The 26,635-nt window shown below is 70.3% G+C and carries 23 protein-coding genes and 1 pseudogene; 11 read left to right on the top strand and 13 right to left on the bottom strand.

What is annotated here, in order from left to right; translation table 11 throughout:
- Positions 1–28 precede the first annotated feature (28 nt).
- The 3 genes from KCH48_RS00405 to KCH48_RS00395 are packed head-to-tail and all read left to right on the top strand — an operon-like array spanning position 29 to position 3,293.
- Positions 29–1,402 carry an extracellular solute-binding protein gene (locus KCH48_RS00405; RefSeq protein ID WP_210569197.1) on the top strand — a complete coding sequence of 458 codons (1,374 nt, stop codon included), beginning with the start codon at positions 29–31 and terminating at the stop codon, positions 1,400–1,402.
- A 2-nt stretch (positions 1,403–1,404) separates the two neighbouring features.
- On the top strand, positions 1,405–2,412 hold the full coding sequence (locus KCH48_RS00400) for a carbohydrate ABC transporter permease (protein WP_210569195.1): 1,008 nt from the start codon (positions 1,405–1,407) through the stop codon (positions 2,410–2,412).
- Positions 2,409–3,293 (top strand): carbohydrate ABC transporter permease, encoded by an 885-nt coding sequence (locus tag KCH48_RS00395; protein WP_210569193.1) that lies wholly within the window; start codon positions 2,409–2,411, stop codon positions 3,291–3,293. The genes KCH48_RS00400 and KCH48_RS00395 overlap by 4 nt, the downstream gene beginning before the upstream one ends.
- Here the strand turns inward: KCH48_RS00395 and KCH48_RS00390 are convergent.
- Both KCH48_RS00390 and KCH48_RS00385 read right to left on the bottom strand, forming a co-directional pair.
- Positions 3,257–5,420: pseudogene (locus KCH48_RS00390) on the bottom strand (glycoside hydrolase family 3 N-terminal domain-containing protein). The gene KCH48_RS00395 and the pseudogene KCH48_RS00390 sit on opposite strands and share 37 nt — an antisense overlap.
- A gap of 59 nt (positions 5,421–5,479) precedes the next feature.
- Positions 5,480–6,457 (bottom strand): N-acetylglucosamine kinase, encoded by a 978-nt coding sequence (locus KCH48_RS00385; protein ID WP_210569189.1) that lies wholly within the window; start codon positions 6,455–6,457, stop codon positions 5,480–5,482.
- Positions 6,458–6,520: 63 nt separating this feature from the next.
- Here KCH48_RS00385 and KCH48_RS00380 point away from each other — a divergent pair, with 63 nt between their 5' ends.
- The gene (locus tag KCH48_RS00380; protein WP_210569188.1) at positions 6,521–7,771 is read left to right on the top strand and encodes a cellulase family glycosylhydrolase; all 1,251 of its coding nucleotides are present in this window, start codon (positions 6,521–6,523) and stop codon (positions 7,769–7,771) included.
- Here the strand turns inward: KCH48_RS00380 and KCH48_RS00375 are convergent.
- The 3 genes from KCH48_RS00375 to KCH48_RS00365 are packed head-to-tail and all read right to left on the bottom strand — an operon-like array spanning position 7,761 to position 10,623.
- Positions 7,761–8,825 carry an endonuclease/exonuclease/phosphatase family protein gene (locus KCH48_RS00375; protein WP_374104635.1) on the bottom strand — a complete coding sequence of 355 codons (1,065 nt, stop codon included), beginning with the start codon at positions 8,823–8,825 and terminating at the stop codon, positions 7,761–7,763. The two genes, KCH48_RS00380 and KCH48_RS00375, sit on opposite strands and share 11 nt — an antisense overlap.
- A 3-nt stretch (positions 8,826–8,828) precedes the next feature.
- The gene (locus KCH48_RS00370; RefSeq protein ID WP_210569186.1) at positions 8,829–9,935 is read right to left on the bottom strand and encodes a HAMP domain-containing sensor histidine kinase; all 1,107 of its coding nucleotides are present in this window, start codon (positions 9,933–9,935) and stop codon (positions 8,829–8,831) included.
- Entirely contained in the window at positions 9,928–10,623 is a 696-nt protein-coding gene (locus KCH48_RS00365; RefSeq protein WP_210569184.1) for a response regulator transcription factor, read from the bottom strand. Before KCH48_RS00365 ends, KCH48_RS00370 begins: the two co-directional genes overlap by 8 nt.
- 86 nt (positions 10,624–10,709) lie before the next feature.
- Between KCH48_RS00365 and KCH48_RS00360 the strand changes: the two genes are divergently transcribed.
- Complete coding sequence (locus KCH48_RS00360; protein WP_210569181.1) at positions 10,710–11,387, top strand: M15 family metallopeptidase; 678 nt, start codon at positions 10,710–10,712, stop codon at positions 11,385–11,387.
- An 11-nt stretch (positions 11,388–11,398) separates the two neighbouring features.
- Here the strand turns inward: KCH48_RS00360 and KCH48_RS00355 are convergent, their stop codons facing one another.
- Both KCH48_RS00355 and KCH48_RS00350 read right to left on the bottom strand, forming a co-directional pair.
- A complete protein-coding gene (locus tag KCH48_RS00355; protein ID WP_210569179.1) occupies positions 11,399–12,871 on the bottom strand; it encodes a glycoside hydrolase family 3 protein in 1,473 nt (490 codons plus the stop codon).
- Between the two features lie 70 nt (positions 12,872–12,941).
- On the bottom strand, positions 12,942–13,952 hold the full coding sequence (locus KCH48_RS00350; protein ID WP_210569177.1) for a LacI family DNA-binding transcriptional regulator: 1,011 nt from the start codon (positions 13,950–13,952) through the stop codon (positions 12,942–12,944).
- Positions 13,953–14,080: 128 nt separating this feature from the next.
- Here KCH48_RS00350 and KCH48_RS00345 point away from each other — a divergent pair, with 128 nt between their 5' ends.
- Positions 14,081–15,232, top strand: a complete 1,152-nt coding sequence (locus KCH48_RS00345) for a Gfo/Idh/MocA family protein (RefSeq protein ID WP_210569175.1) — start codon at positions 14,081–14,083, stop codon at positions 15,230–15,232.
- Here KCH48_RS00345 and KCH48_RS00340 read toward each other — a convergent pair.
- Complete coding sequence (locus KCH48_RS00340; protein ID WP_210569173.1) at positions 15,222–16,244, bottom strand: LacI family DNA-binding transcriptional regulator; 1,023 nt, start codon at positions 16,242–16,244, stop codon at positions 15,222–15,224. The two genes, KCH48_RS00345 and KCH48_RS00340, sit on opposite strands and share 11 nt — an antisense overlap.
- Positions 16,245–16,362: 118 nt before the next feature.
- On the opposite strand from KCH48_RS00340, the gene KCH48_RS00335 reads away from it, so the two are divergent.
- From KCH48_RS00335 to KCH48_RS00325, 3 genes are read left to right on the top strand one after another with little or no spacing between them, the layout of a single operon-like run.
- Positions 16,363–17,505, top strand: a complete 1,143-nt coding sequence (locus KCH48_RS00335; protein ID WP_210569171.1) for a phytanoyl-CoA dioxygenase family protein — start codon at positions 16,363–16,365, stop codon at positions 17,503–17,505.
- Positions 17,506–17,521: 16 nt separating this feature from the next.
- Positions 17,522–18,298, top strand: a complete 777-nt coding sequence (locus tag KCH48_RS00330) for an SDR family oxidoreductase (RefSeq protein WP_210569169.1) — start codon at positions 17,522–17,524, stop codon at positions 18,296–18,298.
- A 47-nt stretch (positions 18,299–18,345) separates the two neighbouring features.
- Positions 18,346–19,350, top strand: a complete 1,005-nt coding sequence (locus KCH48_RS00325; protein ID WP_210569166.1) for a Gfo/Idh/MocA family oxidoreductase — start codon at positions 18,346–18,348, stop codon at positions 19,348–19,350.
- A 47-nt stretch (positions 19,351–19,397) separates the two neighbouring features.
- On the opposite strand, the gene KCH48_RS00320 is transcribed toward KCH48_RS00325, so the two are convergent.
- The 5 genes from KCH48_RS00320 to KCH48_RS00300 all read right to left on the bottom strand — a co-directional run bounded on the left by KCH48_RS00320 (position 19,398) and on the right by KCH48_RS00300 (position 24,870).
- A complete protein-coding gene (locus KCH48_RS00320; RefSeq protein WP_210569164.1) occupies positions 19,398–20,723 on the bottom strand; it encodes a lipase family protein in 1,326 nt (441 codons plus the stop codon).
- A gap of 231 nt (positions 20,724–20,954) precedes the next feature.
- Positions 20,955–21,857, bottom strand: a complete 903-nt coding sequence (locus KCH48_RS00315; RefSeq protein ID WP_210569162.1) for a sugar phosphate isomerase/epimerase — start codon at positions 21,855–21,857, stop codon at positions 20,955–20,957.
- Between the two features lies 1 nt (position 21,858).
- Positions 21,859–22,773: an ATP-binding cassette domain-containing protein gene (locus KCH48_RS00310; RefSeq protein ID WP_210569161.1), complete on the bottom strand. Its 915-nt coding sequence runs from the start codon at positions 22,771–22,773 to the stop codon at positions 21,859–21,861.
- A gap of 4 nt (positions 22,774–22,777) precedes the next feature.
- Positions 22,778–23,857, bottom strand: coding sequence for an ABC transporter permease (locus tag KCH48_RS00305; protein WP_210569159.1), 1,080 nt, complete (start codon positions 23,855–23,857; stop codon positions 22,778–22,780).
- Positions 23,857–24,870, bottom strand: a complete 1,014-nt coding sequence (locus tag KCH48_RS00300; protein WP_210569157.1) for a sugar ABC transporter substrate-binding protein — start codon at positions 24,868–24,870, stop codon at positions 23,857–23,859. The genes KCH48_RS00305 and KCH48_RS00300 overlap by 1 nt, the downstream gene beginning before the upstream one ends.
- A 298-nt stretch (positions 24,871–25,168) precedes the next feature.
- On the opposite strand from KCH48_RS00300, the gene KCH48_RS00295 reads away from it, so the two are divergent.
- Together KCH48_RS00295 and KCH48_RS00290 are read left to right on the top strand one after the other, a co-directional pair.
- Positions 25,169–25,846, top strand: coding sequence for a PfkB family carbohydrate kinase (locus KCH48_RS00295; protein WP_210569155.1), 678 nt, complete (start codon positions 25,169–25,171; stop codon positions 25,844–25,846).
- A gap of 1 nt (position 25,847) precedes the next feature.
- Entirely contained in the window at positions 25,848–26,633 is a 786-nt protein-coding gene (locus tag KCH48_RS00290) for a GntR family transcriptional regulator (RefSeq protein ID WP_210569153.1), read from the top strand.
- The last annotated feature ends 2 nt before the right edge of the window (positions 26,634–26,635 follow it).

Below are 26,635 nucleotides of genomic sequence, written 5' to 3'. Positions count from 1 at the left end.
AGCAGCTGGCTGGTCGCAGGAGGCAGCAATGCGCGCTACAAGACTGACCGGATCCGTTGCGGGGCTTGTCGCCCTGATGCTGACCGCCGCCGGCTGCGGCCTGTCGGGCGGCTCCGACGGAGGGGACGCCACGGCGGGCGGCTGCAAGGTCGACAAGGGAAACGTCGGGTCGGGAAAGCTCTCCGGCGAGATCGACGGTGACATCACCTTCCAGACCACCAACCTGAAGAAGGACTTCGGGGACTTCTTCAACGGCGTCATCAAGGCGTTCGAGAAGGCCAACCCCGGCACCAAGGTCAAGTGGATCGACGACCCCGGCGACAACACGTTCACCGGCCGCACGGTCGCCGACGCCCAGGCCTGCACGCTGGCGGACGTCATCAACGTCAACGCGCCGACGGCGACGGCCCTCACCAAGGCCGGCTACCTGCTCGACGTCGGCACCAAGGACCCCGACGCCTCGAAGCCCTTCGTCCCGTCGTTCTGGAAGTCCGGCACCTTCCAGGACGCCAACGGCAAGGCGGTCCACACCACGCTGCCCTGGTACACCGGCGGTGTCCTCCTGACGTACAACACCGACCTGCTGAAGAAGGCCGGCATCGACCCGGCGAAGCCGCCGACGACGATGTTCGGACTGTTCGCCGACTACGAGAAGGTCGCCAAGGCGGCCGACGGCAAGTTCTACGCGACCATGGCCAACCCGATCTGGCGCATCCCGGCCGACTTCGACCAGATGGGCATCAAGATCCTCTCCGCCGACGGCAAGTCCGCCGTCCTGGCCGACGACCCACGCACCGTCCAGTGGGTCGAGTGGATGGCGAAGCTCTACAAGGCGGGCGCGATGCCCAAGGACTCGCTCTCCTCCAGCAACGACCCGTCCACGCTCTACAGCCAGGGCAAGGTCGCCTACGGTTCGACGAACCCGAGCTTCGTGCGGTTCGTGAAGGACAACAGCCCGTCGGTGTACGCCAAGACGGCCGTCGGCCAGCAGCCCTACGACGCGCTCGGCCGCGCCTCCGCCGGTGCCCCGCAGTACATCTCGGTCGCCGCGACCAGCAAGAACGCGCCCACGGCGCTGGCGTTCGCGAAGTTCCTGACCAACGCCGAGAACCAGACGGCCTGGTGCAAGGACCCGAGCGTGGTGATCTTCCCGACCACCACGGCCTCGCTGAACGATCCGTTCTTCCAGAACGTCACCGGCGACGACCCGTTCTCCCAGGCCCGCAAGCTCGTCGCCGACCAGCTCAAGACGGCCGACACCAACCAGACCAACCTCTCCCCGGCCGTGCAGAACGCCATCGTGTCCCAGGTGCAGCTGGCCATGCAGGGCAAGAAGAGCCCGGCGGACGCCGTCAAGGACGCCCAGGACAAGGCCAACCAGCTGCTGAAGCAGGCAGGCTGACGGTGACCGCTCAGATCACGAAGCCGGTGCCCGTGCCCGGTGCGGAGCGCACGGACTCCGCACCGGGCACGAAACCCTCCCGACTCCGCGCACTGTTGCCGGGACCGGCTGCCGACGCCAACGGGGCAGCGATGTACCGCCGTTGGTGGCTGCCCTGGCTGTGGACCGCTCCCGCGATCGGCTGCGCGGTGATCTTCGGGGTGTTCCCGTTCCTCAACACCCTGCTGCTGTCGTTCACCGACGCCAAGCCACTCGGCGGCGCCTCCGGCTTCGTCGGGCTGGACAACTACACGCGCATGCTGGACGACTCCGACTTCTGGCTGGCGACCCGCAACAGCGTCCTGTACGCGCTGATCGTCGTACCGCTGATGGTGCTGCTGCCGCTGATGCTGGCCGTCCTGGTGGAGAAGAACCTGCCGGGCATCGGCTTCTTCCGCTCCGCCTTCTACACCCCCGTCCTCGCCTCCAGCGTGGTCGTGGGCCTGAGCTGGCAGTGGCTGCTGGCCGACGACGGGCTGGTCAACACCTGGCTGGAGAAGGCCCATCTGATCAGGGACGCCATCCCGTTCCTGTCCGACCCGTGGCTGATCCTGCTGTCCGCGATGGGCCTGACGCTGTGGAAGGGGCTCGGCTGGTACATGGTCTTCTACCTGGCCGCCCTCGGGAACGTGCCCAAGGAACTGCACGAGGCGGCGGCCATGGACGGCGCGGGCGCGATCCGCCGCTTCTGGCACATCACCATGCCGGGCGTCCGGAACGCCATGATGCTCGTCGGCACGCTCACCGGCATCGGCTCCCTGCGGGTGTTCACCGAGATCTACATGCTCGGCAGCTCCACCGGCGGCCCCGGCGGCGCCGACCGCACCCTGCCCTTCTACATCCGGGACGTCGGCCTGGACCCGATCACCGGCAACGCCGGTTACGGCTCGGCCGTCAGCGTGGCCCTGTTCCTGCTGACGCTGGGGCTGACCCTGCTGGCGCAGCGCCTGACGAAGGAGGACGACGCATGACCACAGCCGCCGCTGAGGCCAAGCGCCGCCGTCTGATGCCCCGTTGGCGGGACTACGGCCGCCCGCGCGAACTGCTCGTCCGCTACCTGCTGTTGTTCCTCGTACTCGGCCTCACCGTAGGACCGCTCCTCTGGCAGCTCCTGGCTTCCCTGAAGAGCACCGGCGAGGACGTCTTCGGCGCGAACGCCACCCTGCTGCCGCACGACCCGACCCTGCGGGCCTACCGGACGATCTTCGAGCAGGTGCCGGTGGCCACGTACATCCGCAACAGCATGATCGTGGTCGTCCTGTCGGTCACCAGCCAGCTCGTCTTCTCGACCACGGCCGGCTACATGCTCTCCAAGCCCGGCTGGAAGGGCCGCAAGTCGGTCTGGGTCGTGCTGGTCGCCTCGATGATGTTCCCCTTCGAGTCGATCATGGTGTCGCTGTTCCTGAGCATCCGCGACCTCGGTCTCGTCGACAGCCTGGCGGGCGTGTGGCTGCCCGGCTTCGTCGGTGCGATCAACGTCCTGCTGATGCGCGCCGCGTTCCTGGCGGTGCCGCGCGAGATCGAGGACTCGGCCATGCTCGACGGCGCGAACGAGTGGCAGCGCTTCCGCCATCTGTATCTGCCGTCCGCGTGGGGCGCGATCATGGTGGTGATCATCAACACCTTCATCAGCGCCTGGGACGACTTCCTCTGGCCGCTGATCGTGCTGCGCTCGGAGAGCAACATGACCCTGACACTGGGTCTGTCGCGGCTGCAGAGTTCGTCGTTCGGCTACGACCAGCGCATGGTCATGGCCGGGTCGGTGATCTCCGTGATCCCGGTGCTCGTACTGTTCGTGATCACGCAGCGATGGTTCTACAAGGGCGTGTCGTCAGGAGCGGTGAAGCTGTAGCGGTACGGCTTTCAGCGCGGCCCGCGACGACTCGGCGACGCGGATCTCGAGCGCGCCTGTCAGTTCGGCATCGAGATCCAGGGTGACCGTGACCGTACGGCGCTCGCCCGGCGCGAGGCCCGCACCCTCGAACGCACAAAGTTCGAGGGTGCGCGGCCATGCGGTCGTGATCAGGCGTCGCAGATAGACCTGCACGACCGTACGCCCGTACCGGTCCCCGGTGTTGGTGACATCGACCTCCACCGTGCGCCCCGACAGGCGTGGCGTGCCGTACTCGAAGGTCGTGTACGACAGCCCGTGCCCGAAGGAGTAGAGCGGCTCGGCGCTTTCGTCGACGTAGCCGCCGTACTCGGTGTCCTTGTGGTTGTAGTAGACGGGGAGTTGGGCCGCCGAGCGCGGGACGGAGACGGGGAGCCGGCCGCTCGGCTCGGCCAGCCCGAGCAGCACCTCGGCGATCGCGTCGCCGCCCCACGGGCCCGGATACCAGGCGGTGAGCAGGGCCGCCGCGTGTCGGGCCTCGGGGACGGCGTGCGGGCGGCCCTGGATCAGGACGACCACCGCGGGTGTGCCGGTCGCGACTATGGCGTCCAGGAGCGCGTGTTGCGCGGCGCCGAGTCGAAGTCCGGCGAGGTCCACGCCTTCGCCGCAGGTCATCTCCGATACGGCCGTCACGGCGGCGCCGTTGGCGGCGAACTCGGTGTCGGGGGTGCGGGCGCTGCTGCCGCCCAGGACCAGCACGGCCAGGTCGGTCGCCGCCGCGGTGGCGACCGCTTCGGGGATGCCGGACAGGTCGTCGCCGGTCAGGGCGCAGCCGCGGGTGTGGCGGAGTTCGACGCCGGGCGGGGCGAGTCGGCGGAGGCCGTCGAGCACGCTCGTTCCCGTGCCGGGGCGCTGCGGGGCGGTGTAGTCGCCGAGTTGGTGGGCGCTGGTGGCGGCGTGCGGGCCCAGGACGGCGATACGGGAGACCGTGGGGCGTATGGGCAGTACGCCGGCGTCGTTGTGGAGGAGGGTGACGGCGGAGCGGGCGAGGGCGGTGCTCAGCTCGCGACCGTCCGGCGGCTTCAACTGGCTTGCTGCGTAGGGCTGTTCAAAGAGGCCGAGCTGAAACTTCAGGCGCAGGACACGCGCCACGGCGGCGTCCAGTGCCGCCACGGTCACCAGCCCCCGTTCGACCGCCTGCTCCAGGTGCGTGAAGCCCTCGTCCCACAGGCTCAGGTCGACACCGGCGCTGAGGGCGAGGGCCCCCGCGGAGACCTTGTCGCCGGTGATCCGGGCCAGCCTGTCCACGGCCAGCCCGTCCGCCATGACCAGGCCCTCGAAACCCCATTGCTCACGCAGGAGTTCGTGGAGGAGGGCGCGATTGCCGGCGCAGGGCAGGCCGTCGACCTCGTTGTACGCGGCCATGACGGCGGCGGCTCCGGCGCGGACTCCGGCGCGGGCGGCGGGGAGGTGGATCTCGTGCAGTTCGCGCGGCCCGAGTTCGGACTCGGCCGAGTTGCGTCCGCCGACGGTGGCGCCCTGTCCGGCGAAGTGCTTGAGGACGACGGGGGCCTTGTCGGCGGCGAAGAGTTCTCCTCGGCCCTGCATGCCGCGGACGAGTGCCTCGGTGAGACGGGCGGCGAGGTAGGGGTCCTCGCCGTAGCACTCCTCGGTGCGGCCCCAGCGTGGGTCGCGGGCGATGTCCAGTGCGGAGACGAGGGCGACATGGCCGCCGCGGGCGCGTAGTTCGGCGGCGGCGTGGGCGGCGGCGCGCTCGTACAGTGCGGGGTCCCAGGTGGCGCCGACGGCGAGGTTGACCGGGAAGACGGTGCCGTCCAGGGCCATGTGGCCGTGCGGCATCTCCTCGACGAAGAGTGTGGGGATGCCGAGGCGGCTGGACTCGACGACGTGACGTTGCACCAGGTCGGCGAGTTCCGCGCTGTCGTCCGCACCGGCTCCGGTGGTGTGGTCGACGCCGGACCAGGCGTCGGCGCGCAGCAGCCCGTAGAGGGCGCCGAGTCCGGCGAAGCGGTCGGTCTCGGCGCGCAGGGCGTCGGTGAGTTCGAAGGCGCCGTCGGGGGTGCGGCGGTAGGCGTCCCAGCCGTACATGCGCTGGTTGAGCTGACCGACCTTCTCCCGCAGGGTCATCCGGGCGAGCAGATCGCGGACGCGGGCATCGACGGGGGCGGCCGGGTCCCGGTACGTCGTCACCGTCGGCGCCCTGGCCGGGCGAGGGCGACGGCTCCGGGACACCCGTCGGCCACCTGGTCGATCGTGAACTCGGGCAGCCGGTCGGTGAGGAGGGGCAGAAGCGGCTCGATCAGCCCTCCGGTGACGACGATCCGCTCCCCGGGGTATGGGTCCAACGCGCAGAGAGTGTCGGTCAGTCGGTCGGCCGCCTCCTGGAAGATCGCCTCCGCGACGGCGTCCTTGTCGCCGGCGGCCTCGACCACGAGGGGTGCGAAACGGGCGAGCTGGACCGGCGGGCGGGCCATCACGGCGGGCAGCACATGCATGCGGTAGACCTCGCGCTGCTCGCGGGTCCACTCCTGATCGCCGTACGGCAGCACCTCGGCCGGCAGGCCCAGCTCCCGTCCGACCGAGGCGGCCAGCAGGGTCGGCCCGCCACGTCCGTCGGCCATGCGCAGGGCGGCCCGGACGGCGCTGCGCCCGATCCAGAAGCCGCTGCCGTCGTCGCCGAGCAGCCAGCCGTCGCCGCCCGCGGTCGCGGTGCAGCGCCGTCCGGTGATCCGGGCGGCGACCGCGCCGGTGCCGGCGACCAGGGCGAGGCCGTCGGCGGGGAAGCCCGGCGCGGAGGCGAACGCGGCCTCGATGTCGCTGTAGATCTCGACCGACACGGCGGGGATGCCCAGCCGCCCCAGCGCGGCGGAGAGGGCGGACTGCGCCCTGAGCCGCCCGGGCTCGTCGGCGGCGGTCCGCGAGGCGCCCGCGAAGCCGCCCGCGACGGCCCCGACCCGGGCACGCAGCGGCTCCGGCACGGCCTGGGCGACGGCCTCGGCCAGGTGGTCGGTGAGTTCCGGCACCGGGACCGTCAGCGCGTTGCCCGGTCCGCCGATGCCCTCGCCCTGCGGCAGGCCGTCGTGGGCCGAGGCCAGGACGGCACGGGTCCGGGTGCCGCCGGCGTCCAGACCGACCACGAGATCCTGGTTCAAATTATTGTTCATCGGTGACTATGGTGGTTGATACATTCGCCGGAGACAAGGGCCGACGCCGTCCGAGGAGGACCCATGAGCGCAACCACGCCCCGCTTCGGCGTCAACTACACACCGCGCCGCGGCTGGTTCCACTCCTGGCACGACTTCGACCCGGAGCATGCCCGCGAGGACCTCGCCCAGATAGCCGCGCTGGGCCTCGACCACATCCGCGTCTTCCACCTCTGGCCCCTGCTCCAGCCCAACCGCACCCTCATCCGCACCACCGCCGTGGACCAGCTGGTGCACCTCGTCGACCTCGCGGCCGAGGCCGGGCTCGACGTCCTCGTGGACGGCGTCCAGGGTCATCTGTCCAGCTTCGACTTCTATCCGGAGTGGACCCGCAGCTGGCACCACCGCAACGTGTTCACCGACCCCGAAGCCATCGAGGCCCAGGCGCGGCTCCTGCGCACCCTGGGCCGGGCCCTCGCCGACCGCCCCAACCTCCTGGGCCTCCAACTCGGCAACGAGCTCAACAACCTGGTCGAACACAACCCGGTGACCGCCGCCGAGGTGGACCACTACCTCGACACGCTCCTGACCGCCGCCAGGGACGGCCTGCCCGCCGCGGAGCATCTGGTCACGCACTCGGCCTACGACGCCGCCTGGTACGGCGACGACCACCCCTTCACCCCCGAGGCCTCCGCCCGCAAGGGCGACCTCACCACCGTCCACCCCTGGGTCTTCTCCGGCGACTGCGCCCGCCGCTACGGCCCCCGCTCCCCCCAGGTCCTGCACCTCGCCGAGTACGGCACGGAGCTCGCCAAGGCGTACGCCGACGACCCCGCGAGGCCGGTCTGGGTCCAGGAGACCGGCGCTCCCGAGCCCCACATCCCCGCCGCCGACGCCCCGGACTTCGCCCGCGCGACCCTGCTGAACGCGGCCGACTGCACGGACCTGTGGGGCGTCACCTGGTGGTCCTCCCACGACGTGGACCGCGCGCTGGCCGACTACCCCGAACTCGAATACACCCTGGGCCTGTTCGACGCGACCGGCCGGGCGAAGCCGATCGCGCGGGCAATCGCCGACACGGTCGCCGAACTTCGCACCGCCCCGCCTTCAGCACCGGCGCGCGAAACGGCCCTGGTGCTGGAGTGCACGCCGGCGACACGCTCTGTTTCCGGTCCGGGAGGCACGTACTTCGAGGCGTGGATGCGGATGCGCGGGGAGGGCGTACGTCCGGCGGTCGTGCTGGCGGAACGGGCGGAGGACGGCGACTACTTGAGGGCGCGGGGCATCAAGGAGGCCGTACGGCTCCATCCCTTTCCAAGGGTGGTCACCAGCTGATTCCGGCCGCCACCGGCAGGTGGTCGCTGCCGGTGGCCGGCAGCACCCACGAACTCTGCGACTCCACGCCACGGACGAGGATCTGGTCGATCCGCGCCACCGGGAAGGACGCCGGCCAGCTGAAGCCGAAGCCGTCCCCGGCCGTCTCCTGGACCGATTCCAGCTGCGAGGTGATGCCGTCGAGCGCGCGGTCGTCCACGGTGCCATTGAGGTCGCCGAGCAGTACCACCCGCTCGTTCCGCTCGGCGGCGAGCGCCTCGGCGAGCGCCTGCGCGTTTCTGTCCCGGCTGTCCGTCCAGAAGCCCGTCCTGGGCGTGACCCGCACGGACCCCAGGTGGGCCACGTACACCGCGAGCGGCCCCTGGTCCGTGGCCACCGTGGTGCGCAGCGCCCGGTTGTAGGCCAGCTTGACCTCGGCCGGCTTGGCGTCCCCCAGCGGCCCGGCGTCCAGCTCGATATCGACCGGCCGGGTGTCCGACAGCGGCAGCTTGCTCCACAGCCCGACCGTGCCCAGCACCGTGTGGTGGGGGTACGTCGTCGCCAGTTCCTTCTCGTACAGCGGCTTCGCCTGTGCGGTGATCTCCTCCAGGGCCAGCACGTCAGCGTCGGAGGCGGCCAGGTCGCGCGCGGTGCCGGCCGGGTCGGGGTTGTCGGCGCCGACGTTGTGGCTGACCACGGTGAAGTCGCCGCCCGCGTGTGACTTGTCGCCGAGCAGCCCGCCGAAGAGGTTCAGCCACACCGTGACCGGCAGCAGCAGCGCGACGACCGCGGCGGCGGAGCGGCGCCACAGCGCGCCGGCCAGCAGCACCGGGATGAACAGGCCGAACCATGGCAGGAACGTCTCCACCAGGCTGCCGAGACCCCCGATCCCGTTCGGGATCTGCGCGTGCAGCAGCATGAACAGGCCGAGCAGCAGCGCCAGCGCCGCGAGCACCGGGCCACGCTTCCACGGCTCCGGCCGGGAGAAGTAGCGGATCACGTTCCGGGGCTCGGCCCTCCCCTTGTCTTCGTCCTGCTGCCGCGCATCCGCGATGTCTTGCACTGTGTCACTCACTGATCAGATGTCCTCGTTGTCAGCTGTACGGGGTGGTGGGGCGGGCAGGTGAACGGCGATACGGAGCCCGCCCTCGGGGCGCGGGGTGAGGGTGAGGGATCCGTCGTGCACTTGGGCGATCCGCTTGACGATGGCCAGGCCGAGACCGACGCCCGCGTGGTCCGTGTGCACGCGCTCGGTGCCGCGCTGGAACGGTTCGGTGAGTGTGGAGACCAGCTGGGGGGTGAGCTTCTCGCCGGTGTTCTCGACGGTGAGCACCACGGCCCTGGGGCGGACGCCGGTCGTCACCCACACCGTCCCCTTACCGGGCAGGTTGTGGACGATCGCGTTGTGCACGAGGTTCGTGGTCAGCTGCAGCAGGAGCGCCTGGGATCCGACGGTGGGGGTGATGTCACCGGAGGTCTCGATGGTGACGCCGTGCCTCTCCGCGAGCGGGAGGAGCGTTTCGGTGGCTTCTTCCGCGAGGAGGGACAGGTCGACCGGTTCGCGGGTGAAGGACCGCTGGTCGGCGCGGCTGAGCAGGAGCAGTGCCTCGGTGAGGTCGATCGCCCGGGTGTTGACGGCGTGGAGGCGGGCGATGACCTCGCCGGTGTCGTGGTCCGGATCGGTGCGGGCCACCTCGAGCAGGGTCTTCGAGATCGCCAGCGGGGTGCGCAGCTCGTGTGAGGCGTTGGCGGCGAATCTCCGCTGCTCCGCGACCTGGGCTTCGAGCCGCGCGAGCATCGTGTCGAAGGCGTCGGCGAGTTCGCGGAACTCGTCTCTGCGGCCCGGCAGCCGGATCCGGTGGGAGAGCGATCCGTTCGTGGCCATGCGGGTGGCATCGGTGATGCGAGTCAGGGGAGCGAGCATGCGGCCGGCGAGGATCCACCCTCCCAGGAGGCCGAATATCAGGAGGAACACCATGGCTGCGGCTGCCATGGGGGCGAAACCGCGCACGAAGTGGGTGCCCGGAGTTGATCTCCATGCCCCCTGTTCGTTGGTTTGCAACCACCCCGCCCGCAGGAGGAACACTCCGATGGCGGCGAGCAGCACGGCACCGGCGAGCATGAGGAATCCGGCGTAGCTGAGGGTGAGTTTGACGCGAACGCTCAACCCGGGCCGCCTATCCACGGTCTCGTCCCTCACGTCCGGCACCGGGTGCCGTGTCGATGCGGTAGCCGACACCCGGCACGGTGGCGATGATCCAGGGTTCGCCCAGCCGCTTGCGCAGCGCCGAGACGGTGATCCGCACGGCGTTGGTGAACGGGTCGGCGTTCTCGTCCCACGCCCGCTCCAGCAGATCTTCGGCGCTGACGACACCGCCTTCGGCGCCGACCAGGACTTCGAGCACCGCGAACTGCTTCCTGGTCAGCGCGACGTAGCGGCCGTCGCGGTGGACCTCCCGGCGGAACGGATCAAGGCGCAGCCCCGCGATCTCCCGCACGGGCGGCCTCCTGTGTGCCCGCCTGCGGTCGAGCGCTCTGAGCCTGAGCACGAGTTCCCGCAGGTCGAACGGTTTTGTGAGGTAGTCGTCGGCGCCGAGCTCGAACCCGGTGGCCTTGTCGTCCAGCCGGTCGGCGGCGGTGAGCATGAGAATCGGCATACCGCTGCCGGAGTCGACGATGCTCTTGGCTATCTCGTCACCGCTGGGTCCGGGGATGTCCCGGTCGAGGACGGCGATGTCGTAGGCGTTGACGCTCAGCAGCTCCAGAGCGGTGCCGCCGTCACCTGCGATGTCCGCCGCGATCGCTTCCAGGCGCAGGCCATCGCGGATGGCCTCGGCCAGATAGGGCTCGTCCTCGACGATCAGCACACGCATACTCCGAGGCTACGAGTCGGCACATATCGTCGCCGTATCGAAAACCGCATACGGGCCGGCAACACCGCGCTGCCTTGACTGCGGGCATGACACACAGCCAATCAGCAGGAAAAGCGGCCCGCCGTACGCGCTCGGCCGTCCTCGCCGCCTTTGTGGCCATCAGCGCGACCCTCGTCGGCGTCCTCCTCTGGCAGGCGCTGGCCTCCTCGCCCTCGCCCTCCTCCTCGTGGGCTTCCTTACCCTCCGCGTCGGCATCACCCACCGACCCCCCTCAGGGTGACCACAGGCGTACGGCCCCCAAGGGTGTACTGGGCGAGGCTGACGGCGCTCTCCCTGACGGCGTGACGGCGTTCGACGACGGGTATCCGGGCGTGACCAAGCTCGACCCCGAGCTGCTCCGGGCCGTGCGCGAGGCGGCGACGGATGCCGCCGGCGACGGCGTCACGTTCTACGTCAACAGCGGATGGCGTTCCGCGGAGTTGCAGAACCAGCTTCTGCGTGAGGCGGTCGCGAAGTACGGCTCGGAGAAGGAAGCCGCGCGGTGGGTGGCCACAGCGGACACGTCACCTCATGTGTCGGGGGACGCGATCGACATAGGGCAGGACAACGCCACGACGTGGCTGTCCGAGCACGGCGCCGAGTACGGCCTGTGCCAGATCTACGGCAACGAGCCCTGGCACTACGAACTGCGCCCCGAAGCCGTCGACGACGGTTGCCCCGACATGTATGCCGACCCCGCACACGACCCGAGGATGCGGCGGTGACGGACCATGACCTATGCGCTCAGCACCTCTGCCACGGCCCGCAGATTGACCCGCCCCCGCCCGAACGAACACAGCGCACCACCCTCCGGCAGCCCGGTGTCCACCCGCACCACGTCCGACCGCCGCCCCACCACCGCGTCCCGCATCCGCTCCTGCCAGGGATGCAGCCCGGCATCACACGTGGCGACGACCAACGGCGACTCACCTGCCAGCCGCGAGATCTCGTGAACCAGCGCACAGGCATCCGTCGGCTCGCCCGTGACGGCCACCCCCGAAGCCGTACCGTCGACCTCCCGCACCTCGCTCAACAGGTCCTCCCCGCCCCAGTTGAGCGCCGGATGCGGCGGCGGAAACAGATCGACGACGAACGCTCCACGCAACCCCATCGGCTCGCTCTGCCCCCGAACCGCCCGCCGCGCGGCATCCAGCCCCGCCTCCGCGTCCCACGCGGAAACCACCGCGGCCGGAGTCGCGTACCGCCGGGCCAGCCCCCGCACCCGCCCCGCGGCCTCCCGCACCCGCCCTTCCGACAGCTCACCGGTCCGCAACGCATCGATCACCGCGTCCCGGCAGGCCAGCGTCACCCCCAAGTCCGGTACAGCCACGATCACTTGATCCGCCCCGGCATCGAGTGCGAGCCGCGCCCCGGCAGCCTCGCCGTACCGGTCGGCGATCGCCTTCATCTCCAGCGCGTCGCTCACCAGCACGCCCTCGAAGCCGAGTTCGTCCCGGAGCAGCCCGCTGAGGATGCGCGGGCTGAGCGTGGCGGGCCGGTCGGGATCCAGCGCCGGAAAGACGACGTGCGCGCTCATCAGCATCGGCACGCCCGCGGCGACGGCGGCCCGGAACGGCGCGAGGTCGAGTGCGTCGTACGACCGCGGATCGACGGCCGTCTCGTGATGGCTGTCGGTGACCGTGCCCCCGTGCCCCGGGAAGTGCTTGGCGCACGAGGCGATCCCGCGCGCCTCGGTCGCGGCTATCCAGGCGCTCAGGTGGCGGGAGGCCACATCGGGGTCGGCGCCGAAGGAACGGGTCCGCACGATCGGGTTGAGGGGCTGGTGCTGCAGATCGGCGACGGGGGCGTACGAGGCCGTGATGCCCAGCGAGGCGAGGTGTCCGGCGAGGGCGTCGGCGCAGCGGGCGGTCAGCTCGGGGTCGTCGACGACCCCGAGGGCGTAGGAGCCGGGCACTTCCGGTGCGCCGGCGCGTACCAGGTGTCCGATGCCGCCGCCCTCATTGTCGATGGCCACCAGCAGGTCGGGCCTCAACGCCCGTAGCGTGTCGGTGAGTTCGCGCACCTGCGCCGCGTCCCGCACATTGCGGGTGAACAGGATGACCCCGCCGAGGCCACGGTCGATCAGCCGCTTGAGCGTGTCGGGGACGGACGTGGTGCCGTCGAAACCCGCCACGAGACAGCGGTGGACCGCCTCGTCCAGGTCGGAGGGCAGAGCCGGACTCAGGGGCGTGCGCTCGGTGTGGGTCACCCCTGGAATCCTCTGGATCGCTCAGCCAAAAGTCAACCAATTCATGGATGACTCATTCATCTCGGAGCGCCTACGCCGTCACCCTGTGCGGCGGTCCCGTCGTCCCCCGGATCTCCAGCGTCGGCACAGCGAGGTGGACATCCCCCTGGCCCCCGCGTCCCGCGAACCGGTCGAGCAGGCGGCGGGCCGCGCGGCGGCCGACCTCGTGGCCGGCGTTGTCGACGGTGGTGAGCCAGACGTGGCGCAGGCGGGAGATGCTGGTGTTGTCGTAGCCGACGACGGACACATCGCGGGGGACGCGCAGGCCCAGTTCGTCGGCGGCTGAGAGGGCGCCGGCGGACGCGATGTCGTTGACGGCGAAGACGGCGGTGGGGCGGTCGGGGCGGCTGAGGAGACGGACGGTGGTGCGGTAGCCGCCCTCCTCGGTCATGTCGCTGGGCTCGACCACGGCGCCGTCCGCGAGACCGTGCGCCCGCATCGTCTCCTCGAAGCTGCGCCGCCGCAGTTCGCCGACCGCGCCGAAGCCCGCGATGTGGGCGATCCGCCGATGGCCGAGCGCGATGAGGTGCTCGGTGACCAGCCGCGCGCCCTTCGCGTCGTCGCCCGCGACCACGTCGACGCCGGCCGGCACCGCCTCGCGCGCGCCCGCGACGACGACGGGGATCCGCTCGGCGACCGTACCGAGCGCCGCCGGGTCGGGCAGCGTGCCGACCACGACCAGGCCGTCGACCTGGAGGTCCAGGAAGGGACGGGCGAGGTCCTGGCCTATGCGGCGGTTGAGGCGGGCGTCGGCCAGCAGCATGTGCAGGCCGTTGTCGTGCAGGAGGGAGTTGAGGCCGTCCAGAAGGTCCACGAACCACGGGTTGCGCAGGTCGTTCAGGAGGACGCCCACCGTGCGGGAGCGCTGCTCGCTGAGGCTGCGCGCGGCGGCGTTGGGACGGTAGCCGAGCTCGCGCACCGCCCGCAGCACGGCATCCCGCTTCTCGGACCGTACCTGCGTGGAGCCGCGCAGCACCAGGGAGACCAGCGACTTGGAGACACCGGCGCGTTCGGCCACGTCTCGGATGGTCGGCGCTCTCATGAAGTGGACCGTTCCACGAGGTGGACGGCTTGTCAAAGCCCTTGACACCATGCGGAAGCCCCACTCAGGGTGGCCTGGACAAGAATGGACCGGTCCAAAGAGGCCCACGTGGCCGAAGAGGGGCTCTCATGGTGGATACGCTCGGTGTCGCCGTCGTCGGATTCGGCTGGATGGGCCGGGTGCACACCCAGGCGTACGCCCGAGTCCCGCACCACTACCCACGACTGCCCCTGCGGCCCGAACTCGTGACCGTCGCCGAGGAGGTGCCCGGCCGGGCCGAGGAGGCCGCGGCGCAGTTCGGCTTCGCCTCGACCACCCGCGACTGGCGCGAGGTGGCCGCCGATCCCCGCGTCCAGGCGGTCAGCATCACCGCCCCGAACTTCCTGCACCGCGAGATCGGCGTCGCGATGGCGGAGGCCGGCAAGCACATCTGGATCGAGAAGCCGGTCGGCCTGACCGCCGACGACGCCCGGTCGGTCGCCGACGCCGTGGCCAAGGCGGGCGTGCAGAGCGCGGTCGGCTTCAACTACCGCAACGCGCCCGCCGTCGCGACCGCCCGCGAGCTGATCGCGGCCGGCGACATCGGCACGGTCACCCATGTCCGCATCCGGCTCTTCAGCGACTACGCGGCGCATCCCGACGGCGCGCTGACCTGGCGGTACGAGCGGGAGCGCGGCGGCAGCGGAGTGCTGGGCGACCTCGCCTCGCACGGCGCCGACCTGGCCCGCTTCCTGCTGGGCGACATCGCGTCCCTCACCGCCGACACGGCGATCTTCGTCCCCGAGCGGGCCCGCCCCCTCGGCGCCACCGCAGGTCACACCCGTGCCACGGGCGGCGCACTCGGCCCGGTCGAGAACGAGGACTACGTCAGCTGCCTGCTGCGTTTCGCCTCCGGCGCCCGCGGCGTCCTGGAGGCCAGCCGGGTCGCGGTCGGCGAGCAGAACAACTACGGCTTCGAGGTGCACGGCACCGAGGGCGCCGTCTTCTGGGACTTCCGCCGCATGAATGAGCTTGGCGTCAGCCGCGGCACGACGTACCAGGACCAGCCCGTCAGCACCGTCTACGTCGGCCCGGGCGACGGCGAGTACGCCGCCTTCCAGCCGGGCGCGGCCAACAGCATGGGCTACGACGACCTCAAGGTCATCGAGGCCCACCGCTTCCTGCGCTCGATCGCCGAGGGCACGCCGCACGGGGCGACGCTCGCGGACGCCGTGCACAGTGCGGCCGTACTCGACGCGATGGCGCGGTCCGCCGAGAGCGGTGCCTGGGTCACGCCGTAGGCATGTTGTACGGCGTCACGACCTGGATCGCGGACGGCAGGGCCGGTCCCGCGGGCGGCAGCGCTCCATGGGCCCGCATGACGAGGTGGCAGGCCTCGCGCATGTCCTGGCGCAGGTCGTGGTGGAGGACGGCGGACAGCCGGTGCTCGCGCAGCAGCCGGGTGTTGTCGTGGTCGAGGTCGTGCGCGACGAACACCACGCACTCCCGGCCCAGGTCCTCGAAGGCGCGCAGGGTGGCGATGTTGCCGCCGCCGATCGAGTAGACCGCCCGGATGTCGGGGTCGCGCTTCAGGGCGGCGCGGACGAGGTCGTACTGCGTGGTGTCGAGGCCCTGTCCCTCGGCGATCTCGACCAGGGTGCGGTCCGGGTGCCGGGCGCGCATGGCACTGCGGAAGCCCATCTCGCGCTCCTCCTCGTTGCGGAAGAACCCGCTGCTGAGGCTGGTGAGCACATTGCCGGGGCGGTCCCCGAGCCACTGGCCCATGAGGTACGCGGCGGTCGCGCCGGCGGCCCGGTTGTCTATGCCGACATAGGCCAGGCGCGGCGTCGCGGGCAGGTCCGTCACCAGGGTCACCACCGGAATGCCCGCCTCCGCGAGCCTGGTGACGGCGGCCGTGACCTCGGGGACGTCCGGCGCCTTGAGGATCACGCCCTGCGAGCCGCGCCGGGCGATCCGGTCCAGCGTCGCGGTCAGCTCCCACACCGGGCCGGTCTCCCGGAAGTGGAAGCGGGAGCGTACGACGGCCGGGTGCAGGGACGGGAGCTCGGCTTCGAGCGCGGCGCGTACGGCGGTGGAGAACCGTTCCGGCGTCTGCATCACGATGTCGATCATGAAGGTGCGGCCGACCAGCCGGACCTGGGTGCGCTGCCGGTCGAGATCGGCGATGGCCTGCCGGACCTCGCGCTCGGTGCTCTCGCGCACTCCTCCCCGCCCGTTGAGCACGCGGTCGACGGTGGCCTCGCTCAGGCCTGCCTGACGTGCGATCTCCCGGATCGGGAAGGGGTGGCCCATAGGGACGGCTCCTTCGGTTGCCCTGAGGGGTTTTTGATGGCTGCCTGCTGGTTGTTCGACGGGTTTGTACTGACAAGAATGACAGGGCTGGGTCGCCGCTGTCACCGAAGGGACGACGATGTCCTCCACCTCCTGGCTCACCGAGCGAGACTGCGACCTCGACGCCTTTCGCGCGCTGGTCGAGCGGACGACCGAGGCCGCCGACTACCCGCACGCCGCGGCCGTGGAGCAGAACGTCCTGATGTACGACGGCGACCGGCTGCGCGACGCGAACCGCCGGGACGTCCAGGCCGAGCTGGTCCGCGCGCTGACCGACGGCCCCGGCATCGTCTTCTTCCGGCGGGCCTTTCCGGACCTGGACGCCGTCGACCGGCTGACCGCAGTCTTCGACGCCCTGATCGCCGAGCAACGCGCCTCGGGCGCGAGCGCCGGTGACCACTTCGCGAAGCCGGGCGCCAACGACCGGGTGTGGAACGCGCTGGAGAAGGCTGCTCTCTACGACCCCGAGGCGTTCGCCGACTACTACGCCAACGACGTCCTGGCTCTCGTCTCGCAGGCCTGGCTCGGCCCCGGCTACCAGGTCACCTCGCAGGTCAACGTGGTCAACCCGGGCGGCGCGGCCCAGACCGCACACCGCGACTACCACCTCGGCTTCCTCTCCGACGAGACGGCCGCCGCCTACCCGGCGCACGTCCACCGCCTCTCCCCCGTGCTCACCCTCCAGGGCGCGGTCGCGCACTGCGACATGCCGGTGGAGTCCGGCCCGACGATGTACCTGCCGTACTCGCAGTCGTACGAGCCCGGCTATCTGGCGTGGCGGCTGCCGGAGTTCCAGGACTTTTTCGAGGCCCGGCATGTCCAGCTCCCGCTCGCCAAGGGCGACGCCGTCTTCTTCAACCCGGCCCTGTTCCACGCCGCCGGCACCAACCGCTCCGCGGACATCCGGCGGATGGCCAATCTCCTCCAGGTGTCCTCCGCGTTCGGTCGGGCCATGGAGACGGTGGACCGGGAGGCGATCGCGAACGCCCTCTTCCCCGTGCTGCTCAAGCGCAGGTCCGAAGGCGAGCGCCGGCTGGACAACGTCATCGCCGCGAGCGCCGAGGGCTACCCCTTCCCCACCAACCTCGACAGCGATCCGCCGGTCGACGGTCTGGCCCCGCCCTCGCAGGCCGACGTCGTACGGCGAGCCGTGCGTGAGGCATGGACATCCGAGGCTCTGCGCGACGAGCTGCGGGCCTGCGCCGAGCGGCGCGAGAGCTGAAAGGACCTGACACGACATGGGACTTCTTGACGACAAGGTCGTCCTCGTGGGCGGCGGCAGCCAAGGCGTCGGCGCCGCCGTCGCGCGGGCAGCGTCCCGCGAGGGAGCGATCGTGGCCGTCACCGGCAGGCGTACGGCCCCCGGCGAGGCGCTGGTGACCGAGCTGACGGCCGCCGGCGGCAAGGCCATGTTCATCCGGGTCGACCTGGCCGACGCCGAGCAGGCGAGGACGGCCGTCGGCGACGTCGTCGCCACCTACGGCCGGATCGACTGCCTGGTCAACTCGGCGGGACTGACCTCGCGGGGCACGCTGCTCGACACCACGCCCGAGCTGTTCGACCAGCACATCGCGATCAACCTCAGGGCGCCCTTCTTCACCATGCAGGCCGCCGTCGAGGACATGGTGGCGCGCAAGGCGCCCGGCACGATCGTCAACATCATCACGTCCTCGGCCCACGGCGGACAGCCGTTCCTGGCGCCGTACGTCGCCGCCAAGGCCGGGCTCATCGGCCTGACCCGCAACGCCGCGCACGCACACCGCTGGGACCGGATCCGGATCAACGGCCTCAACATCGGCTGGACCGCGACGGAGGGCGAGGACGCGACCCAGAAGACCTTCCACGGCGCGGGGGACGACTGGCGTGAGGAGGCCGCCGCGAAGCTGCCGATGGGCAAGCTGGGCCAGCCGGACGAGATCGCGGACTTCGTGGTCTTCCTGCTGTCCGACCGGTCGGGCGTGGTCACCGGTTCGGTGATCGACTGGGATCAGAACGTACTGGGCGGACTCGACTGAGACCTTCCGCAAGGCAAGAAACCCGCACCTCCAAGGAGCAACACCCCATGCGTATCGGCATCCTCGGCCTCGGCCGCATCGGCGCCTTCCACGCCGAGACTCTCTCCGGACTCGACGCGGTCGACTCCCTCGTCGTCACCGACCCGTTCGCTCAGGCCGCCAAGGCCGCCGCGGAGCGGTTCGGGGCCGAGGTCGTGGACTCGCCCGAGGCCCTGCTGGCCGCCGGCGTGGACGGCATCGTCGTCGCCGCGGCGACGGACGCCCACCCCGCCCTGATCCTGGCCGGGGTCGAGGCCGGTATCCCCGTCTTCTGCGAGAAGCCCGTCGCCAAGACGATGAGCGAGGGCGTCGAGGTGCTGAAGGCCGTCGAGGGCAGCGGCGTGCCGATCCAGATCGGCTACAACCGCCGCTTCGACGCCGGGTTCGTCGCCGCGCGGGCCGCCGTGCAGAGCGGCGAGCTGGGCAAGCTGCACACTGTACGGTCGACCACGCTCGACCCGGCGCCGCCGCCGGCCGCGTACATCGCCGCCTCCGGTGGCATCTTCCGGGACTGCTCGGTGCACGACTTCGACATCATCCGCTGGGTGACCGGCCGCGAGGTGACGGAGGTGTACGCCGTCGGCGGCAACCGGGGTGCGGACTACATCAAGGAGGCGGGCGACGCCGACACCACGGGCGCGATCCTGACCCTGGACGACGGCACGATCGCCGTGGTCTCCAACTCCCGCTACAACGCCCGGGGTTACGACGTCCGCATGGAGATCCACGGCTTCACGGACTCCATCGCCGTCGGCCTGGAGGACAAGCTTCCGCTGCGCTCCGTGGAGCCCGGCGTGACCTTCCCGGCGGGCACCCCGCACGACTTCTTCATGGACCGCTTCACCGCGGCCTACCGCGCCGAACTCACCGCGTTCACCGAGGTCGTGGCCGGTACCCGGCCCTCGCCGTGCACGATCGCGGACGCGCTGGAGGCAGGCTGGATCGCGGACGCGTGCACGCTGTCGCTGCGCGAGCACCGGCCGGTGACGATCGAGGAAGTGCGCGCGGTCTGACGTACGAGAAAGGGGGCCCGGCGATCGAACCGCCGAGCCCCCTCTTCTCACGGCTGGACGGGCATGCTCCAGCAGTTGGACTTCGCCGGCTCGCCCGCCAGGCGGCCCGTCAGCCACGAGATCGCCGCACCCTGATCTGCGAGCAGGGGGGCGAAGTGGTTGAGCAGCGCGTCGCCGAGGCTGGGCAGGACCACCGCCTTGTAGGTGATGTCGACTCCCTTCTTGCACCACGTGGCGGCGAGGTCACGGGACTGCCCGTGCGGTACGAGGTTGTCCGCGGTGCCGGTGGCGAGACGGACGGGGCTCTTCGGCAGATGTGTGCCGATGCGCTGATCGTCGAGGAACGCCTGGACCTTGGGCTCGGAGCGGATGATTTCGCTGATGGACCGGCCGTCCTTGGTCCACTTGGTGCTGCTCGCGAAGCCGTATCCGAAGAGCGCGTCGCCGACGCACATCGTCGACAGGTCCTTCAGCGCGGCCTTGCCCTTCTCGTTGAGGTGGGCCTCGGCGATCGGCCGCAGCTCGGGGTCGGACTGCAGGAACCCGTTGAGCGACCAGCCCAGGGCCCCGGCCAGGTCGCTGCCGTCGATGGCCTGGGTGACCGCATCCAGGTCGGCCGGTGGGGCACCCGCGTAGGTGCCCGCGAGCGTCAACTCCGGGGCGTACGAGGGCTGCAGCTCGGCTGCCGCGGCCGAGGCCCCGCCACCCTGGCTGTAGCCGAACAGACCGACCTTCGACCCGGAGGTGACCGACGCCCCGTCGAGGGCACGGGCCGCGCGGACGGCGTCCAGCACCGCGTGCGCCTCGTCGACCCGGTTGACGTACGTGTGCAGCCGGTCCGTCGCGCCGAGTCCGGCGTAGTCGGTGACGACGACCGCGACGCCCTTGGCCAGCAGCCGGTAGACCGCCAGATTCTCGTAACCGACGGACACCGTCCGGCCGTTGAACCGCAGCGGGTGCTCCAGGCCCATGGAGGCCGCGCACTGGTCGCCCTGCCCCATGGTGCCGGGTGCCACCGCGACCAGCGGGCGTGGGCCGGAGCCCTTCCAGGCGGCGGAGGGTTCGATGTAGGCACCGGTGACGGCCACCGGTCTGCCGTTGGAGTCGGTGGACTTGTACATCAGACGGGTCGCCTCGCCCGGCAGCGTTCCGTTCAGGCCGGGCAGGCTCAGGGCGAGGTGCAGCGGCTCACTGCGGATCAACGCGCCGTTGGCCGCCGGGAGTGAGGCCGGCGGGTTGTAGAACGCGGGGATCGTGACACCCCGGGACACCACCTCGGTGTCCGCGTCCGTCGCCGCGGTGGCCGGGAGGGCCTGGGCACCGAGGCAGGCGGCGGTGGACACCGCTATGAGCAGGCATCTTCCGAGAGACATGCGGCTCCTCCTGGGGAGAGGCATGCGGAGCGGCCTGCCCGGCCTCGTGGGGTCAGGCCGGGCAGGTGGGGTCAAGGACGCACGTCGTCCCACGGCGTCCTCGGACCGCTCCACAATGGATTGCCGCGACCCTACTCGCGCGTAAGTTACTCGCGGTATCCCTCGGATTATTACGCTTCAGTAATATGACGCTGTGTCTAACAACGATCATTTCCCGTGGTCAGGCAGTAGTCAGGCACCGCAGGACCGCAGGAACTTCCGTGTACGCACGGCGATGGGCAGGGGCTTGTCGGGCTCGCACGGGTACATGTCCTGCTCGACGATCGCGAACAGGTCCACGCCCAGCCTCTGGGCCGCGACCAGAACCGGCTCCAACTCCGGTACTCCGGCCGGGGGTTCGCACATCACCCCGCGCTGCACCGCGGGCCCGAACGGCACCTCGTTCGCCACCACGTCGGCGAGGATCTCCGGGTCGACCTGCTTGAGGTGCAGATAGCCGATGCGTTCGCCGTACGTCTCGATCAGCTTGACGCTGTCGCCGCCGCAGTAGGCGTAGTGGCCGGTGTCCAGGCAGAGGTTGACCAGTTCGGAGTCGGTCGAGTCGAGGAACCGCTCGACATGGTCCTCGGTGTCGATATGGGTGTCGGCGTGCGGGTGGACGACGATGTCGAGGCCGTACGCCTCCTTGACCTCGTGCCCGAGCCGTTCCATGCCCTTGGTGAGGTGGGCCCACTGCTCGCCGGTCAGCTCCGGCGGTTCGAGGATCTCGGCGGTCTTGTCGTCGCGCCAGAAGGACGGGATGACGACGAGATGCCGGGCTCCCATGGCCTGGGTGAGCGCGGCGACCTGGCTGACGTGCTCCCAGGTGGACTCCCAGACGGAGGGGCCGCGGTGCATGCCGGTGAAGACCGTGCCCGCGGACACCTTCAGGTCACGCTTGGCGATCTCGTCCGTGAGCCGCGCCGGGTCGGTCGGGAGATAGCCGTACGGACCCAGCTCGATCCAGGGGTAGCCGGCCTCCGCGACCTCGTCCAGGAAGCGTTCCCAGGGCACCTGCTGGGGGTCGTCGGGGAACCAGACGCCCCAGGAGTCGGGGGCCGAGCCGACCCGGATGCGGTCCAGCGCAGGGGTCATGTCAGGACTTCCCTTCGGAGGAGGTCGCCACGGGGGCGGTGAGATCCCCCTCTTCCGGAAGCTTCTCGACGTCCACGCCCCGGACCTGGCTCAACTCGTGCTTGAGGGCGGCCAGTTCGGTGCCGCCGGCCATGTGGTTGGTGAGTTCCTCGAGGCTGACCTCGTCGCGGGCGGCGTTCAGCTCCATGGTGCCGAGGCGCAGGACGCTGAAGTGGTCGCCGACCATGTAGGCGTGGTGGGGGTTGTGGGTGATGAAGATGACGCCGAGACCCCGGTCGCGGGCGGCGGCGATGTACTTCAGGACCACGCCGGACTGCTTGACGCCGAGGGCGGCGGTGGGCTCGTCCAGGATGAGGACGCGGGCGCCGAAGTAGACGGCACGGGCGATCGCCACGCACTGGCGCTGGCCGCCGGAGAGCGTGCCGATGGGCTGCTCGAGGTCATCGAGGATGATGCCCATGTTGCGCAGCTCTTCGTCGGCCGTCTTCTTCATCCGCTCGATGTCGAGGCGGCGGACGGGCCAGGGGCCCTTGGTCATCTCGGAGCCGAGGAAGAAGTTCCGCCAGACCGGCATCAGCGGGACCACGGCGAGGTCCTGGTAGACGGTGGCGATGCCCTTGTCGAGGGCCTCGCGCGGGGTGGAGAAGCGCACCGGCTCGCCGTCGACGAGGAACTGGCCCTCGGTGTGCTGGTGCAGCCCCGAGATGATCTTGATGAGGGTGGACTTGCCGGCGCCGTTGTCGCCGAGGACGCAGGAGACCTGCTGGGGAAAGACCTTCAGGTCGACGCTGTGCAGGGCGCGGATGTTGCCGTACGACTTGCCCGCGTTGCGCAGTTCGACGATCGGCGTGTCCTTGTCGGGGACGGCGTCCGCGAGGACTGCGCCGTGCGTGCCGGTTCCGTTGCTGGATGTCATCGGGTCACCTCCTGGTCGCCGTACGGCTGACCCACAGATTGATCAGGACGGCGCCGAGCAGCATCACGCCGAGGAACGCCTTGAACCAGTCGGGGTTCCAGCCGGCGTAGACGATGCCCTGCTGCACCATGCCGAACATGAAGGCGCCGAAGACCGGGCCGATCGCGCTGCCGGCGCCGCCGGTCAGCAGACAGCCGCCGATCACCGCGGCGGAGATGTAGATCAGCTCGATGCCGACACCCTCGCCGGACTGCACCGTGTTGAAGGAGAACAGCTGGTGCATTCCGAGGAACCAGGCGCCGAGGCCGACCAGCATGAACAGCGAGATCTTGGTGAAGGCGACCGGGACACCGACGGCCCGCGCGCTGTCCTTGTTGCCGCCGACCGCGAAGATCCAGTTGCCGTACTTGGTGCGCAGCAGGACCCATGTGGCGATCGCCGCGAAGACCAGCCAGTACACGATGGTGATCTTCACATTGACGCCGCCGACCTCGAAGGACGAGGCGAAGATGGCCTTGGCCTGGTCGAAGCCGTCCATGTCGCTGATGTTGTCGGTCGCGACATTGCCGGTGACCAGTTTCGTCACCGCCAGGTTGATGCCCTGGAGCATCAGGAAGGTGCCCAGGGTGACCAGGAAGCTCGGCAGTCCGGTCTTGACCACCATCCAGCCGTTGAAGAACCCGACCGCCAGCGAGACCAGCAGCGCCGCGAGCACGCCGACCCAGACGTTCATGCTCAGCTGGTAGGCGAGCATGCTCGCGGTCAGCGCCGAGGTGATCACCGCGACGCCGGACGACAGGTCGAACTCCCCGCCGATCATCAGCAGCGCCACCGGGATCGTCACGATCCCGATCGTCGACGACTGGTACAGGACGTTCGCCATCGAGCTGCCGTCGCGCACCGGCGGCGCCGCGACGAGGAAGAAGATGTACACCGCGACGGCGCCGAGGAAGACGCCGATCTCGGGGCGGCCGAGCAGCCGTAGCGCCAGCGGGCGCTGTGCGGTCCGCCCGTCCTTCTCCTTGCCGGGGCCGGGGGCCGGCGGTGTGGTCACCGCCGGCTCAGCCTGTTGGGCCATGCTCATCACCGGGTGCCCTTCGCGGCGAAGGCGGCGACCGCCTCGACGTTGGACTTGTCGACGAACGCCGGGCCGGTCAGCACCGGCTGCTCTCCGCCGCCCATGTAGTTGCCGTTGTTCTTGTAGAGCCACAGCGAGTCGATCGCGAGGTAGCCCTGGAGGTAGGGCTGCTGGTCGACGGCGAACTCGATGCTGCCCTCGCTGATGGCGCTGGTCAGCTCCTTGTTGAGGTCGAAGGTGGCCACCTTGGCCTTGCTGCCCGTCTCCTCGACCACCTGCGCGGCCGTCAGCGCGAACGGGGCACCGAGGGTGACGACGTGGTCGATCGCCTTGTCCTCGGTGAGCTTGGCGGTGATCGTCGACTTCACGGACGGCATGTCGGTGCCGTTGACGTTCAGGGGCTCGATGTCGCCGTTGAAGGTCTTGGCCACACCGTCACAGCGCTGGGTCAGGCCGATGTTGCCCTGCTCCTGGATGACACAGACGGCCTTCTTGGCGCCGGACTCGTTCAGCCGCTTGCCGAGTGCCTCGCCCGCGACCGTCTCGTCCTGGCCGAAGAACTCCATCAGGCCGAGCTTCTGCCATTCGCTCACACCAGAGTTGAGGCCGACGACGGGTATGTTCGCCGCCTTCGCCTTGCTGACGACGTCCTTCAGGGCGTCCGGCTTGGCGAGGGTGATCGCGATGCCGTCGACCTTCTGGTCGATGGCGTTCTGCACCAGGTTGGCCTGGTTGCCCGCGTTGGGGTCGGCGGAGTAGATCAGCTTGACGTTGTCCTTGGCCGCGGCGGCCTGGGCGCCCTTGCGGACGATGTCCCAGAAGGTGTCACCGGGCGCCTGGTGCGTGACCAGGGCGACCGTCATCTGGGGCGTGTTGGCCTTGCCCGCAGAGGCGCCTTCCGCGCTCTCCTCGGCCTTCTTGCCGCCGGAGCTGCTGGAGCAGCCTGCGAGGGTGAGGGCAGCTGCTGCCGCCACGGCCACTACGGGGGCGAATCTGCGGGAGCGAGCGGAGCGGTCCATCTTTCCTGCACCTCACTGTGCGACGGGGAACGACGGCGCAGGAGGCGGCGGATCTGGGGATCCGGAGGCCGGGCCCTTACGGGTCCGGGTCTTGCGCCGCCGAACGTGGCTTGTCTGCTGGGACGGGATCAAATCCCTTGGCGGGGCCGCTGTCAATACTTTGTTAAGACATCATTTCACAAACAGGTCCGAATGTTAGAACAAACCATTGACAGCATCGGTCTTCGCGCCCTACAACCTGAGAGTCGGCAGGCCCCACGGGTGGGACCACCTTCCCTCAGCTCGACGAGGAGCGCGCATGGCCGAGTCAGCCCAGCCATATGATCTCATCACGATGGGCCGCACAGGAATCGGGGACGCGGCCGCGGACGTGGCGGTCGCCGCCGCCGGCCTGGGCCGTTCCACGGTCGCGCTGACCTCCACCGGCGACGATCCCTACGAGATGGACTGCTTCGCCATCCGCGCGGCCCGCGTCTTCTGGATCACCGGTACCGGCCTGAGTCACGAGCCCAGACGGTCCGCCGTGCTCGCGGCACTCAAGGCCCGCGGCAGGGCCGGCATCACCGTCTTCGACCTCGACTGGCGCCCGCAGTCCTGGTCGGACCCGGACGAAGCCCGCCCGTACTACGCCGAGGCGCTGCGGCACGCCACCGTCGCGGTCGGCACCCTCGACGCATGCCAGATCATGACCGGCGCAGGCGAACCGCACGCGTGCGCACGGGCGTTGCTCGACGCGGGAGTCGAGACGGCGGTGGTCAGGCTGGGCGCCGCGGGCGTACTCGCCATGCGCCACGACGGCAGCACGGCCGAAGCGCCTCCCGCCACCGTCGGACCGGTCAACGGCCATGGCGTGGGCGGGGCGTTCGGCGGGGCGCTGTGTCACGGGCTCCTGTCCGGCTGGGATCTGGCGACGACCGTACAGTACGCGGCCGTGTCTCCCGCCTCAACCGACCGTCCTTCACAGGGAGTTGGCTAGCATGGCGAGGACCGGTGGCGCCGCGCGCGCCGTGCCCTCCCCCGGGCTCGACGCGGTGGACTTCGCCCTGGACCGGGGCAGTCCGGTGCCCCTGTACTACCAACTCGCCCAGCAGCTGGAGGCGGCGATCGAGCACGGCGTGCTCGCCCCGGGCAATCTCCTCGGCAACGAGATCGACCTGTCCATCCGCCTCGGCCTGTCCCGGCCCACCGTCCGCCAGGCCATCCAGTCCCTCGTCGACAAGGGGCTGCTGGTCCGCCGCCGCGGCGTCGGCACCCAGGTCGTGCACAGCCAGGTCAAGCGCCCGCTCGAACTCAGCAGTCTCTACGACGACTTGGAGACGGCGGGGCAGGGCCCCACCACGGAGGTGCTGCGCAACGAGCGGATGGCGGCCACCGCCGATGTCGCGGCTGCCCTCGGTCTCGCGGAGGGCGCCGAGGTCGTCGTCCTGGAGCGGCTGCGCCGCACGCACAGCCAGCCGGTGGCGTTCCTCTGCAACCACCTGCCGGCCGGCCTGCTCGACCTGGACACCCCCCGGCTCGAGTCGACCGGCCTGTACCGTCTGCTGCGCTCCGCCGGCATCACCCTGCACAGCGCCCGCCAGACCATCGGCGCCCGCTCCGCCACCCCCGACGAGGCCGCCCGCCTCGACGAGAAGGAGGGCGCGGCCCTGCTCACCATGCAGCGCACGGCCTACGACGACACCGGCCGGCCGATCGAGTACGGAACGCACATCTACCGCGCCTCCCGGTACGCCTTCGACTTCCGTCTGCTGGTCAGGCCCTGACC

It is taken from the genome of Streptomyces sp. GESEQ-4, assembly GCF_017948455.1.
Taxonomy (GTDB): domain Bacteria; phylum Actinomycetota; class Actinomycetes; order Streptomycetales; family Streptomycetaceae; genus Streptomyces.
Note: the sequence above shows the minus strand (reverse complement) of the source record. Positions and strands in the feature narration are given on the sequence as shown.

What these genes read in the sequence shown, in the direction of transcription:
- KCH48_RS00310 (WP_210569161.1), bottom strand. Translation starts at nt 22,773, where the DNA reads ATGACATCCAGCAACGGAACCGGCACGCACGGCGCAGTCCTCGCGGAC.
- KCH48_RS00335 (WP_210569171.1), top strand. Translation starts at nt 16,363, where the DNA reads ATGTCCTCCACCTCCTGGCTCACCGAGCGAGACTGCGACCTCGACGCC.
- KCH48_RS00380 (WP_210569188.1), top strand. Translation starts at nt 6,521, where the DNA reads ATGAGCGCAACCACGCCCCGCTTCGGCGTCAACTACACACCGCGCCGC.
- KCH48_RS00385 (WP_210569189.1), bottom strand. Translation starts at nt 6,457, where the DNA reads ATGAACAATAATTTGAACCAGGATCTCGTGGTCGGTCTGGACGCCGGC.
- KCH48_RS00295 (WP_210569155.1), top strand. Translation starts at nt 25,169, where the DNA reads ATGGCCGAGTCAGCCCAGCCATATGATCTCATCACGATGGGCCGCACA.
- KCH48_RS00345 (WP_210569175.1), top strand. Translation starts at nt 14,081, where the DNA reads ATGGTGGATACGCTCGGTGTCGCCGTCGTCGGATTCGGCTGGATGGGC.
- KCH48_RS00405 (WP_210569197.1), top strand. Translation starts at nt 29, where the DNA reads ATGCGCGCTACAAGACTGACCGGATCCGTTGCGGGGCTTGTCGCCCTG.
- KCH48_RS00290 (WP_210569153.1), top strand. Translation starts at nt 25,848, where the DNA reads ATGGCGAGGACCGGTGGCGCCGCGCGCGCCGTGCCCTCCCCCGGGCTC.
- KCH48_RS00395 (WP_210569193.1), top strand. Translation starts at nt 2,409, where the DNA reads ATGACCACAGCCGCCGCTGAGGCCAAGCGCCGCCGTCTGATGCCCCGT.
- KCH48_RS00305 (WP_210569159.1), bottom strand. Translation starts at nt 23,857, where the DNA reads ATGAGCATGGCCCAACAGGCTGAGCCGGCGGTGACCACACCGCCGGCC.
- KCH48_RS00315 (WP_210569162.1), bottom strand. Translation starts at nt 21,857, where the DNA reads ATGACCCCTGCGCTGGACCGCATCCGGGTCGGCTCGGCCCCCGACTCC.
- KCH48_RS00365 (WP_210569184.1), bottom strand. Translation starts at nt 10,623, where the DNA reads ATGCGTGTGCTGATCGTCGAGGACGAGCCCTATCTGGCCGAGGCCATC.
- KCH48_RS00350 (WP_210569177.1), bottom strand. Translation starts at nt 13,952, where the DNA reads ATGAGAGCGCCGACCATCCGAGACGTGGCCGAACGCGCCGGTGTCTCC.
- KCH48_RS00360 (WP_210569181.1), top strand. Translation starts at nt 10,710, where the DNA reads ATGACACACAGCCAATCAGCAGGAAAAGCGGCCCGCCGTACGCGCTCG.
- KCH48_RS00325 (WP_210569166.1), top strand. Translation starts at nt 18,346, where the DNA reads ATGCGTATCGGCATCCTCGGCCTCGGCCGCATCGGCGCCTTCCACGCC.
- KCH48_RS00330 (WP_210569169.1), top strand. Translation starts at nt 17,522, where the DNA reads ATGGGACTTCTTGACGACAAGGTCGTCCTCGTGGGCGGCGGCAGCCAA.
- KCH48_RS00340 (WP_210569173.1), bottom strand. Translation starts at nt 16,244, where the DNA reads ATGGGCCACCCCTTCCCGATCCGGGAGATCGCACGTCAGGCAGGCCTG.
- KCH48_RS00300 (WP_210569157.1), bottom strand. Translation starts at nt 24,870, where the DNA reads ATGGACCGCTCCGCTCGCTCCCGCAGATTCGCCCCCGTAGTGGCCGTG.
- KCH48_RS00320 (WP_210569164.1), bottom strand. Translation starts at nt 20,723, where the DNA reads ATGTCTCTCGGAAGATGCCTGCTCATAGCGGTGTCCACCGCCGCCTGC.